Annotated in this window: 11 protein-coding genes; 4 read left to right on the top strand and 7 right to left on the bottom strand. The window is 44.8% G+C overall.

Annotated elements, in window-relative coordinates:
• The first annotated feature begins 6 nt into the window (after nt 1-6).
• The 4 genes from GKR48_RS02280 to dauA all read left to right on the top strand — a co-directional run bounded on the left by GKR48_RS02280 (nt 7) and on the right by dauA (nt 5,685).
• A complete protein-coding gene (locus GKR48_RS02280; RefSeq protein WP_154626656.1) occupies nt 7-1,773 on the top strand; it encodes a bifunctional alpha/beta hydrolase/class I SAM-dependent methyltransferase in 1,767 nt (588 codons plus the stop codon).
• 167 nt (nt 1,774-1,940) lie between these two features.
• Nucleotides 1,941-3,281: a phosphatase PAP2/dual specificity phosphatase family protein gene (locus tag GKR48_RS02275; protein ID WP_154626654.1), complete on the top strand. Its 1,341-nt coding sequence runs from the start codon at nt 1,941-1,943 to the stop codon at nt 3,279-3,281.
• Nucleotides 3,278-3,691, top strand: coding sequence for a hypothetical protein (locus tag GKR48_RS02270; RefSeq protein ID WP_154626652.1), 414 nt, complete (start codon nt 3,278-3,280; stop codon nt 3,689-3,691). The genes GKR48_RS02275 and GKR48_RS02270 overlap by 4 nt, the downstream gene beginning before the upstream one ends.
• 278 nt (nt 3,692-3,969) lie before the next feature.
• Nucleotides 3,970-5,685, top strand: a complete 1,716-nt coding sequence (gene dauA, locus GKR48_RS02265) for a C4-dicarboxylic acid transporter DauA (RefSeq protein WP_154626650.1) — start codon at nt 3,970-3,972, stop codon at nt 5,683-5,685.
• Nucleotides 5,686-5,780: 95 nt separating this feature from the next.
• Here the strand turns inward: dauA and GKR48_RS02260 are convergent, their stop codons facing one another.
• The 7 genes from GKR48_RS02260 to hemA form a co-directional block, all read right to left on the bottom strand.
• Nucleotides 5,781-6,533, bottom strand: coding sequence for a tetratricopeptide repeat protein (locus GKR48_RS02260; RefSeq protein WP_154626648.1), 753 nt, complete (start codon nt 6,531-6,533; stop codon nt 5,781-5,783).
• Between the two features lie 67 nt (nt 6,534-6,600).
• A complete protein-coding gene (locus GKR48_RS02255; protein ID WP_154626645.1) occupies nt 6,601-7,503 on the bottom strand; it encodes a TIGR01212 family radical SAM protein in 903 nt (300 codons plus the stop codon).
• Nucleotides 7,504-7,515: 12 nt separating this feature from the next.
• Entirely contained in the window at nt 7,516-8,370 is an 855-nt protein-coding gene (gene kdsA / locus GKR48_RS02250; RefSeq protein ID WP_154603938.1) for a 3-deoxy-8-phosphooctulonate synthase, read from the bottom strand.
• Between the two features lie 43 nt (nt 8,371-8,413).
• The gene (locus tag GKR48_RS02245; protein ID WP_154626643.1) at nt 8,414-9,223 is read right to left on the bottom strand and encodes a transglutaminase family protein; all 810 of its coding nucleotides are present in this window, start codon (nt 9,221-9,223) and stop codon (nt 8,414-8,416) included.
• Between the two features lie 24 nt (nt 9,224-9,247).
• Nucleotides 9,248-10,081, bottom strand: coding sequence for a peptide chain release factor N(5)-glutamine methyltransferase (gene prmC, locus GKR48_RS02240; protein ID WP_154626641.1), 834 nt, complete (start codon nt 10,079-10,081; stop codon nt 9,248-9,250).
• Nucleotides 10,081-11,163: a peptide chain release factor 1 gene (prfA, locus tag GKR48_RS02235; protein ID WP_006659989.1), complete on the bottom strand. Its 1,083-nt coding sequence runs from the start codon at nt 11,161-11,163 to the stop codon at nt 10,081-10,083. The genes prmC and prfA overlap by 1 nt, the downstream gene beginning before the upstream one ends.
• A gap of 31 nt (nt 11,164-11,194) precedes the next feature.
• Nucleotides 11,195-12,457 (bottom strand): glutamyl-tRNA reductase, encoded by a 1,263-nt coding sequence (gene hemA / locus GKR48_RS02230; RefSeq protein ID WP_036954652.1) that lies wholly within the window; start codon nt 12,455-12,457, stop codon nt 11,195-11,197.
• Nucleotides 12,458-12,580: the final 123 nt, after the last annotated feature.

The raw sequence follows: 12,580 nt of genomic DNA, 5'->3' as shown, positions 1-12,580 counted from the left end.
AGAATTATGAACGCTCAAACTGACTATTCGACTCAACGTCCCGTTGTCGAATCTCAATTTACCACCAGTGATCATACCAATTTGTTTTATCGTTATTGGCCAACTGAACAAATCACCGATAAAGCCATTATTTTGTTTCACCGTGGTCATGAGCACTCTGGTCGTGTTGCGCATTTAGTGGATGAATTGAATCTCCCTGATTTTGCTATGTTTGCGTGGGATGCTCGTGGACACGGCCGAAATGAAGGCCCTCGTGGCTACAGCCCATCTCTAGGCACGTCCATCCGTGATGTGGATGAATTTGTCCATTACGTATCAGAGCAATATCAGATCCCACTCGAAAATATTATTGTTATTGGGCAAAGTGTTGGGGCAGTCTTGGTCTCTACATGGGTGCATGACTATGCGCCTAAAATTCGTGGTATGGTGCTAGCCTCCCCAGCATTTAAGGTCAAACTGTACGTCCCATTTGCCCGTACAGGCTTAGGGCTAATGCAAAAAATTCGCGGATTGTTCTATGTGAACTCTTATGTAAAAGCCAAGTTTTTAACCCACGATGAGCAGCGTATTCAATCGTTTAACAATGACCCGCTGATCACACGCCCAATTGCCGTAAACATTCTTCTGGAGCTGTATACAACTGCAGAACGTGTGGTCGCGGATGCCGCTGCCATCACTTTGCCAACCCAGTTGTTTATTTCTGGTAGTGACCATGTGGTTCACCATAAACCACAGCATCAGTTTTATGATAGCCTAAATACCTCAATTAAAGAGAAGCATATTCTTCCCGGTTTTTATCACGACACATTAGGTGAAAAAGACCGCCATATTCCTATCGAAATGATCCGTCAGTTTGTTGATAAATTATTTGCACTTCCGCTGTATCAACATAATTACCAATTCGAAGATACCTGGAGCACCAGTGCCGATGCATTCCGCTCATTGAGTGTACCGCTGCCACAATACTGCCCGAAAAACCTTGCTTATAAGATCATGAGCAAGTCCATGAGCACGTTGGGTAAAGCATCTGAAGGCGTGCGTATTGGCTACGATAAAGGCTTTGATTCCGGCTCTACCCTCGACTATGTCTATCGCAACGAGGCGCAAGGTTCCGGTCTGTTTGGTCGCATTATCGATAGGCAGTACCTCAACAGTATTGGCTGGCAAGGGATCCGCCAGCGCAAAGTCAACATTGAAAACATTATTCGCCAAGCTATTCGTGAACTGACTAATACAGGAAAACCCGTTCGTATTATGGATATTGCCGCGGGTCAAGGTCGTTATATTTTTGATGCCATTAATGACTACGGAAAAGTCGATTCCGTTCTACTGCGTGACTACAGCCCAATTAACGTTGAACAAGGCCGTTTACATATCAAAGAACGTTACTTAGAAGACAAAGTTCGCTTTGAAGAAGGTAACGCATTTGATGCCGACGACCTCGCGGCAGTTTCTCCAGCGCCAACGTTGGGAATCGTCAGCGGTCTATATGAGCTTTTCCCAAGCAATGAGCTGGTCCGAGCTTCCCTTGATGGGCTTTCTCGTGCCATTCCATCCGGTGGTCTACTCGTCTACACCTGCCAACCTTGGCACCCACAGGTTGAAATGATTGCCCGAGTACTGCCAAGTCACCAAGGTGGACAAGCATGGGTAATGCGCTGCCGTAGCCAAGGCGAAATGGATGCTTTAGTCGAAGAAGCTGGCTTCGAAAAAATCACGCAGTCCATCGATAACTGGGGCATTTTTAGCGTTTCCCTTGCTCGACGCCGTTAATTACTTTTCTTTTTAACTATCAGGTTATTGGTATCATCACCAATAACCTGTATTTTTATCTACCCAGCACTCATTCAGCCTGCAAATAGCTCACTTACTTGGCAAATGACTTATTGGTGCATTTTCTATGCATCCAAATTCGATTAATAAGGATAGGAACCGAACCCATGCTTCATTTAGCCCAGGACACGCGCCCGACATCACGACGCCAAATTTGGCTCTATGGGCTATTTTGGTTGCTATTCTTAGCCCCTTTTTTCTTTTTAACCTATGGGCAAGTCAATAATTACACCGCGACACTGTCCAATGTGCCTTCTTATGTATACGGATGGGAAACACACATTCCATTTTTGCCATGGACCATCATCCCCTATTGGAGCATCGACCTGTTCTATGGACTTTCCTTGTTTATCTGTGTCACCCGCCGTGAACAGTACATCCATGGTTTGCGCTTAGTTGCCGCCTCGCTGATCGCCTGTGCTGGTTTTTTACTTTTTCCACTTAAATTCAGCTTTCCGCGCCCAGAAACCAATGGGGCATTCGGCTGGATGTTCGATAGCCTAGAGCTGTTTGACTTACCCTATAACCAAGCCCCCTCTCTGCATATTATTTTACTGTGGTTATTGTGGCTACGTTTCAGGGCTCATACTCCAACCCAATGGCGCTGGTTGCTACACAGTTGGTCAATCCTTATTTTGATCTCCGTTCTTACCACATGGCAGCATCATTTTATCGATGTGATCACCGGCTTCGCCGTTGGTGTCATCATCAGTTACTTGTTACCCATCAATACTCGCTGGCAATGGCGCTATACTGGTAGCCCTCGTAGCCTGAAAATAGCGAAAAACTATGGGCTTGGTGCTATTGCCTGCTATGCTCTCGCCTTTCTCGTGCAAGGTGCAGCATGGTGCCTCCTATGGCCCGCAATCGCCTTAACTTTCGTCACATTGGGCTATTTAGGTGCTGGCGCTTCTGTATTCCAAAAAACCGCGACTGGCCACGTTTCTCCTTCTGCCACATTAATTTTACTTCCCTATCGCCTGATCGCTTGGGGTACCTATCATTACTATGCCAAGCGCTGTCAGCAACCCAGTATTGTGAACGAAAAAATTGTTTTGGGAGGACGCCCGTTATATCCACTGCAAACTCAAGCTGTTCTCGATATGACTTGCGAGTGGCCTCGCAATAACTACAGCCAAGGTAAAAATTATTGTAGTCAGCCGCAAATTGATTTGTTACCTCTAAGCCCCGAGGATATTGAGAAAGCTGTTACAACTATGGACAGACTCGCCCAAAGTGGTTCGGTGTATGTTCATTGCAAGTTAGGTTATTCTCGTAGTGCGACGGTAGTGGTAGCTTGGATGGTGCATCAAAATATGGCGAGAAATATCGATGAGGCCATCGCCCATGTGGAACAAGTTCGCCCTCAGGTGATTTTAAATTCAGCGACTGTTGAGCAGTTACATCACTGGTATCAGCAATTTCATGTACGGAGAACACACCAATGAGTTCACTGATGGATAAAAACCAAGGAGATGTGATTTTAGTATTCACTGCCAGTTGGCGCTATTTTGCCGTAGGTGCCATCCTCGCGTTATTGGGACAATTTGCTTTACTGCTTCATGATTCGATATCGCGCTTTAGCCTCGCAGTGAGTGTCGGGCTGTTTTTTGCTAGCCAATACTTTATTTTCCGCCTATGGCTCGACCACCATTTCTTCACGCTAATTTACCGTCAGGGAGATACCCAAGCCTTTGATAATGCTCTCGGGCTGCTATTTCCTCAATCCTTAGAAAATCAAAATAAGGAAAACCGAAACATGGAAAGTCGCTGGGAAGGTACTCGTAAATTATTTCAGCGTGCCAGTTATTGCGTAGTTCTCTTGTGGGGATGGTTATTATTTTCGCTTATTCTTTAGTTCGTTTTGGGATATTTAAATAAGCGGTGAATTTACTATTAATTAATTATCACACCTTTTAAATTGCTGTTTAAAATAGCAAATCGATAGTTAATAATTATTTTAAATACGTTTAATGATATTTAACGGAGTAAATAACGCTTTTTTACTTTTGATACTGAAAACGTTATGATAATTGTAGTTTCATTGATAAATAACACATTTTTTTGATTCAGTTAGGCGTATCCTCATATCTTTATTTCGTTTATTTTTCACCCTGTTATTTTGGTAGGGTTTTAATGAGTACAAAAAATATTAATAGATTGCGCCCTTTTAGCGCATTGATTGATTCCTGTTGGAAAGAGAAATACACCGCAGCCCGCTTTATGAAGGATTTAATTGCGGGTATTACCGTTGGGATTATTGCAATTCCACTGGCTATGGCACTCGCTATAGCCAGTGGTGTTCCACCTCAATATGGTCTTTACACCGCCGCCATTGCGGGGATTGTCATTGCAATTTCGGGTGGTTCTCGTTACAGCGTTTCTGGGCCAACTGCGGCCTTTGTGGTTATCTTATACCCCGTATCTCAACAATACGGGCTTAGTGGCTTATTAGTCGCGACATTAATGTCAGGGATTATCTTGCTGGCGATGGGTTTTGCTCGCTTCGGTAAGTTTATCGAATATATTCCTGTGTCCGTCACGCTTGGTTTCACATCGGGGATTGCGATTACGATTGCGACCATGCAAATCAAAGATTTTTTTGGCCTGCATATGGAGCATGTCCCTGAAAACTATGTCGATAAAGTGATTGCATTGACTAAGGCATTTCCAACCTTGCAATACAGTGACACCTTGATTGGGCTTGCAACTTTATTAGTGCTGATTTTCTGGCCTAAACTCAAAGTTCGCCTACCGGGACACTTGCCTGCAATTATTGTCGGCACCCTGATCATGTGGGCGCTAACCCTATTTGATATTCAGGTGGAAACTATCGGTTCTAAATTTAGCTATTTACTACCGGATGGAACTCAAGGTAACGGTATTCCACCTATTCTGCCTCAGTTTATGTTGCCTTGGGAGTTACCGGGTAGTGCGCCCATCAGTTGGTCGATGATCACCGCATTGATGCCTGCCGCTCTGTCAATGGCTGTTCTTGGTGCAATTGAATCCCTATTGTGTGCCGTCGTGCTCGACAACATGACGGGGAAAAAGCACCATTCCAATAGTGAGCTTATTGGTCAAGGGTTAGGGAATATTGCCGCCCCATTCTTTGGTGGGATCACCGCAACCGCAGCGATTGCCCGTTCGGCTGCAAACGTCCGTGCAGGTGCAACATCCCCTATTTCTGCCATTGTGCACTCTATTTTAGTGTTGCTGACCCTGCTTATTCTGGCGCCATTGCTCTCCTATTTACCGCTCGCTGCTATGTCCTCACTACTGCTGATTGTGGCGTGGAATATGAGTGCTGCTGGCAAAGTGTTTACATTGATCCGCCGTGCGCCAAAAGATGACATTATTGTTTTACTGCTGTGTATGTCACTGACTGTCCTATTCGACATGGTTATTGCTATCACTGTCGGGATTGTTATCGCATCACTGCTGTTTATGCGCCGAATTGCCAACATGACACGCGTGACTCAGTTACCTGAGACTCAAGAAGATAAAAGCCTGCTGGTTGTGCGCGTTAATGGGCCGCTGTTCTTTGCTGCTGCGGAGCGTATTTTTGACGAGCTACGGGTAAAAAGTCACGGGTATGAAACAATTGTGATGCAGTGGGATGCCGTACCGGTATTTGATGCAGGGGGGCTGGAAGCCTTCCATAAATTTATTGATATCGTTCGTAAAGACACCCACATTATTGTGTGTGATATTCCATTCCAACCACTGAAAACATTAGCCCGTGCCAATGTTCGTCCGATTGATGGCGTGCTCAGCTTCCAAAATTCACTGAAAAGTGCATTAGAAGAGGTTAAGCGGATCCAAGAGAATAAAAAGCAGCTTAAGTCATAACAACGCTACCGTATTATTAGCTTAACACTGACAATAAAAATGCCGCACTTGCTGAACAAGAGCGGCATTTTCTATTCAATCCTGTATGCTAAAAATCAGTAGCAATACATTTCGTTACCTTCGGTTTTACCTAATTCACAAGCCATCGCACGGAGTTTTGTCGCTTTCTGCTCGTCATCTCTGACGGCACCATTATTACCATCATTAAATTGAAATGAAGCCATACCTTCTGCAAAGCCAGCGAAGGTTAATGCATCCGCTTTTGCAAACCATTCCAACGCTTTTTTCTCATCTTGCGGCACTCCATTACCATCGTAATAAATAATACCTAACCATAAAGGCGCATTAAAATAATCTTTGTCATTTAACGCACTGACCTCCTCAAGTAGTGTAATAGCGCGCGGGTAATCAACGCCACCTGACTCAGGAGTAATCAGCGTTTCAGCTAAACTTATCTTCCCGCGAATACTCCCACCAGCAACGGCTTTAGTCGCATATTCACGGGCTTTGACAAATTCCTCAGTAAACGTTCTATCCCCACTAATTAACGTGATATCCGCCAATAGCGAATACGCATCGGCATTGCCTGCTTGTGCTGATTTCTCTGCCCATAACTTGGCATTGTTTTGGTTTTGTAATACACCAATTCCCGACAAATACATTCCAGCTAATTCATATTGCGCTTTAGCGTCATTGTTTTGAGCCGCCGTTTTGGTCTGTTCAAATATTTTCTTATCTTCAGGCGTAATATCGTATTGCGCCATTGCATGTAGTGAGAACATTAAGCCCATCGCACCTAAGCAAAATTGGCGGCTGGTATTTTTAATAGCAGAGAGGATTGGGTACATAGGTGCCTTATTATTTATAAACGTTAATACGGATGATAAACGATGCGTTAAAACGGTTCTTAAGGCGCTATAACGCAGAGCCTTGCCCACCATTAGCAAGCAAGTATTGGTACAAACTGTTCATACCTACCCAGCGATTTTCACACCATTGTGGCGCTAATAATGTCGGTTTTCTCGCACTGGCACTGATACGATGGTACAGAATACCCGTTGGCGTATGGCGGATAATCTCCCCTGCGGTTGCGGTATATTCATCTAAAGATAGGGTTTCTAAGCGACCTGCTCGCCAGCTTTTTGCCATAATACTACCCTCAACGATATGCAACGGATGCAGTTTTATGCCATCTGTGCCACACGCCAATACCGCCTCTAACGTCTGCATATTCATGACAGCATTTTCATTTGGCAGACCGCAAATCAAATGGGTGCAAACCTTAAGTCCCAGTGCTCGAGCTTTTTGGGTGGTCGCTTGATAAGTGGCAAAATCATGACCACGATTAATACGGTGCAATGTTTTGTCATGGGCGGTTTGTAAACCGAGCTCTAGCCAAATTTCATAGCCTTGTTGGCGATAATCCGCCAGTAACGATAACACCGCTTCAGGCACACAGTCAGGGCGAGTTCCTACGCATAAGCCAACCATATCCGCCTGTTGTAGCGCTTCTTCATACAGCTGTTTTAAACGATGTACTTCGTCGTAAGTACTGGTATAAGCTTGAAAATACGCTAAATAGCGATTGGCGCGGGAAATTCGAGAGACTTGTTGCCGGATTTGAAGGGTGATGGGTTGTTCGGACTGTTTCTCATCACTGAAGGATGACACATTACAAAATGTGCAGCCACCTCGCCCCAACGTACCATCACGGTTTGGGCAGCTAAAACCACCATGTAAGGTGACTTTATGGATTTTTTCACCATATCGGCGCTGGAGATCAGCGCCGAACATGGAAACAACATCATTTAATTGCATTTGAAACGATGATTAGCTGTTGGTGTCCAACGCAGGAAAGCTTTTCACAACTTCGTCAATGGCTTTAACTTGCTGTAAGAATGGCTCTAATTTGTTTAATGGTAATGCAGAAGGACCATCACAACGCGCGTTATCTGGATCTGGGTGAGCTTCAAGGAATAGACCGGCTAAGCCAACCGCCATCCCTGCTCTTGCCAGTTCAGCAACTTGACCACGACGACCGCCTGATGCTGCGCCAAATGGGTCACGGCATTGCAGTGAGTGTGTTACGTCAAAAATGACTGGGCAACCATTAGAGGCTTGCATCATGACATTAAAACCAAGCATATCAACTACTAAGTTGTCATAACCAAAGTTTGCACCACGGTCACACAGGATAATGTTATCGTTGCCACCTTCGATGAATTTCTCAACGATGTTGCCGATTTGTCCCGGGCTGATGAACTGAGGTTTCTTGATGTTAATTACCGCATCGGTTTTCGCCATCGCTGCAACTAAGTCAGTTTGACGAGCCAAGAATGCAGGTAATTGGATAACATCAACCACTTCAGCAGCTGGCTGAGCTTGCTCTGGAGTATGAACATCGGTAATGATTTTCACGCCAAAAGTCTGTTTGATTTCTTGGAAGATTTTCAGACCTTCTTCCAGACCCGGTCCACGATAAGAGTGAATAGATGATCGGTTAGCTTTATCAAAAGAGGCTTTAAATACATACGGAATACCTAATTTTTGTGTCACAGTGACATAATGCTCACACACTTTCATCGCCATATCGCGAGATTCAAGTACGTTCATGCCACCAAACAGAACAAATGGCAGATCGTTTGCGACCTTAATATCACCGATACTGACTACTTTCTGTTGCATACTCTTACCCTTTATAGGAAGACAAAAACTGTCTATACGTTAATCAATGCAGTACAACTGGAAGGTTATCCAGCGAATAAATTTGGATCTTAATCATTTCCGACACGGGGTCTTCTGGGCAGTGCTCAACAAAATAGTTAAGGTCGCTCAGCGCCACATGGTTACAATCTAAGTGCGCGAGGATAAGCCCTCGATCGCGAATTTCATAAGGGTCTTCAGGATCGAGGATCAGCAATGTCTCACAGACTTTTAATGCCATCTCCATTTTTTTCTCTTCCATCAGCGCCGCTTTTAATGTGTCGAAAATTTTGCGAACAATAATGCTATGTTCAGCCACATCCAATTCATCAAAAATAAATTCGGAGTATGGATCAACCGTGCCTTTTAACCACATCGTTAATGTATGCTGTGACAAGGTTTCACCGCTAACAGGGTTAATAAACCACTGGGAGCCATCGCGTTTTGTCGAGACAAAGAGTAATTGAGTCGGGAAAATCGCAGCTTCAATCTCTAAATCGAGCTGCTCCGCAATAAATAAGAAAATTGAGCCAAGAGAGACCGGAGTACCTTGCTTAGAAACTAAAACTTTATCTAACCACAGCATATCAGATAGCGCATAAACACCGTGCGCCGCACCAAATTTCCACTCACCATAAAACAGTGCAATCAGCCGCTCTATCTTTGACTGATTATCAGCAGTCAAATCCATTGCTTCACGCGCTTTAGCGACTAAATCATCTAATTGCGTTTGTACCTGCATAAAGGGGAAATCGGCACGAATGATTTGTGAAACCATCATAATGCCTTCGCTTAACGGTAACTGATTAAACTCAATATTTGCTATTGTTTTCATTACAATTCCACTGCAATTGCCCGCTTAACCATTCCATTGGCCAAGGGAAATTCGCTCTTTACCACCATAATCCAGACAGGTCTCGACATTGGTGTACCCATTTTCATTAAACAGCTCTCGCACTGTTAAACCTTGCTGCCAACCATGCTCAAGCAGCAGCCACCCTTGTTGTTTTAGGTATTGTTTTGATGTGGCAATAATATGTGCTAAATCTGAAAAACCCTGATTATCCGCAATCAGCGCGGTTGATGGCTCGAAACGCACATCACCTTGACTTAAGTGAATATCACCCTCATCAATATAAGGAGGATTACTCACAATCATATCAAATAGTTCATTGGGGAGTGAAGTAAACCAATCACTTTGTGAGAACTGAATATTTGAAATGGCTAAACGTTGTTGATTTCGTTGCGCTAACGCCACCGCATCGGGATTAAAATCCACGCCCGTCACACGACTATTAGGTAACTCTGACGCTAAGGCTAACCCAATAGCCCCCGTTCCTGTGCCAAGATCCAAAATACGACAGGCATCTTGAGGAAGGCGCGCTAACGCTTGCTCGACAAGGCATTCGGTATCTGGACGTGGGATCAAGGTTGCAGGGGAAACATACAGCGGTAGTGACCAGAATTCTCGTTCACCCACAATGTAGGCAATCGGTTCTCCTTGTTCACGGCGAGCTAATAGCGCCTCTAATTGCTGTTGTTCATGGGAAGTGAGTTCGGTTTCATCAAAAGCGAGGATGTAGGTACGACTGCGCCCTGTTGTGTGTTGCAACAGGATCTGCGCATCTCGTTTAGCGCTATCACTGGCAGACAGTCTGACGACTGCCTGCTGTAACCATTCGCTATAACGCATTAGTCCTGCTCTGATAAAGCAGAAAGCTGATCAGCTTGGTATTCGTTGATGATAGGCTGAATTAATGTATCCAGCTTTCCTTCCATCACTTCATCCAAACGGTACAGCGTTAGGTTAATACGGTGATCCGTGACTCGACCTTGTGGGAAATTATAGGTACGAATGCGGTCAGAACGGTCGCCGGAACCTAATAAGTTACGGCGTTCTGAAGCTTCTGCTGCATGGCGTTTATCCATTTCAGCTTGGCGAATACGCGCACCCAACACAGACATCGCTTTCGCTTTGTTTTTGTGTTGTGAACGTTCATCCTGGCATTCAACCACAATACCCGTTGGTAAGTGGGTAATACGAATTGCAGAGTCGGTGGTGTTAACGTGCTGACCACCCGCACCCGATGAACGGAACGTATCGATACGTAAATCCGCTGGGCTAATTTCCGGTAATTCCGCTTCTGGCAGTTCAGGTAAAATAGCGATAGTACAAGCGGAGGTATGAATACGGCCTTGTGATTCCGTTTCAGGAACACGTTGTACGCGGTGACCGCCGGATTCAAACTTCAAACGACCATACACGCTATCACCCGAAATTTTTGCGATAACTTCTTTGTATCCGCCGTGCTCACCATCGCTGGTGCTCATCAGCTCAACGCGCCAGCGGTTGCTTTCCGCATAACGGCTGTACATACGGAATAAATCACCCGCAAAAATTGCCGCTTCATCGCCACCCGCGCCCGCGCGGATTTCCACAAAGCAGTTATATTCATCATCAGGATCTTTTGGAAGTAACAACAATTGCAATTGTTGCTCTAGCTCTTCATTGCGCTCTTTTGCTTCTTTTAGCTCTTCTTGAGCCATCTCTTTCATTTCAGGATCGTCTAACAGCATTTGGGCTGTTTCAATATCATCCTGAACGGTGCGCCACGCAGTAAAACACTTCGCGACATCCGTTAATTGAGCATATTCTTTTGATAAAGCACGAAAACGGTCTTGATCAGCAATCACACCCGCATCAGCAAGGTGCGCTTCAATTTCTTCGTAGCGTTCTTGTAATGCTTCTAGTTTTGCGACAATAGAAGGCTTCATTCGTTATATCAGACCTATGATTAAAAAGTGGTTATTGATGGTCCAGCCCTAGGCTGTCCCTAAGTAGATTTAGACGCTCAACATCCCCATTTCCCGCAGCTTGCTGCAAAGATTTAGTCGGAGCGTGGATCAGGCGGTTGGTTAACTGTTGTGATAGCTGCATAATTACTTGCTCAGGGTTGGCACCTTGGGCAATGGCTGCAAGTGCTTTTTCGGTCATGCTTGCCCGAATTGCTTCCGCCTGCTCTCTGTATTCGCGAATTGTAGAGACTCCGGCTTGTGAGCGCAACCAATCCATAAAATGACCGCTTTCTTGCTCAACAATAAATTCCGCTTCAACCGCGGCAGCTTTACGTTGCGCCAAGTTTTGGGCAATGATGGATTCCAGATCATCAACAGTGTAGAGATAAACATCTCTGAGTTTTTCTACATCCTGCTCGATATCACGAGGAACTGCGATATCAATCAATAACATAGGTTTACTACGGCGTGCTTTCATCGCACGTTCGACCATCCCTTTACCAATAATTGGTAGCGGGCTAGCCGTTGAACTAATCACAATATCCGCTTCTGCTAAACGGTTATCGATATCAGCTAATGAGATAACTTGCGCGTTCACTTCTTTGGCGAGAAGTTCGGCTCGTTCTAGCGTTCGGTTAGCGATCATCATCTTTTGTACGCCATGCTCACGCAAATGACGTGCGACTAATTCGATGGTTTCCCCTGCCCCGACTAACAAGATATTCAAATGTTTGAGTGATTCGAAAATTTGTCTTGCTAGTGTACAAGCTGCAAAAGCGACAGAGACCGCATTAGCACCGATATCAGTTTCGGTTCGCACACGTTTAGCCACAGAAAACGATTTTTGGAATAAGCGCTCTAATTCGCTAGATAGAGAATGATTATCTTGCGAAAGCGCAAACGCCTTTTTCACTTGACCGAGAATTTGAGGCTCACCAAGAACCAGCGAATCTAACCCGCTTGCTACACGCATAAGGTGGCTAACTGCGCGCGCATCTTGATGCCAATAGAGGCTAGGTTGGAGATCTTTGGCGGTGATCCCATGAAAATCACATAACCATTTAGTTAACTGTTCCTGCGCTTTTTCTTGGGACTCAAGGCTGAGATACAGTTCAGTTCGGTTACAGGTAGACAGCACAACGCCGCCACTCACTTGAGGCTGTTTCAGTAACTCCTCAAGTGCGTGGTCGATTTTTTCAGGACCAAAAGCGACTTGCTCACGCAAAGCCACTGGTGCTGTTTTATGATTAATGCCTAGGGCTAATAGGGTCATTGTGCTTACGACTTACTCACATTGCTCACATTGCTAATTTATTTGTCAGTATGATACTAGTGACCTAGTTCATTACTGCGATTTATATTTATATATTGTAGATGATTAACGCGTCTGTTTCTA

Origin of the sequence: Providencia sp. wls1943, assembly GCF_009706275.1 — a bacterium.
GTDB classification, from domain to species: domain Bacteria; phylum Pseudomonadota; class Gammaproteobacteria; order Enterobacterales; family Enterobacteriaceae; genus Providencia; species Providencia zhijiangensis.
Note: the sequence above shows the minus strand (reverse complement) of the source record. Positions and strands in the feature narration are given on the sequence as shown.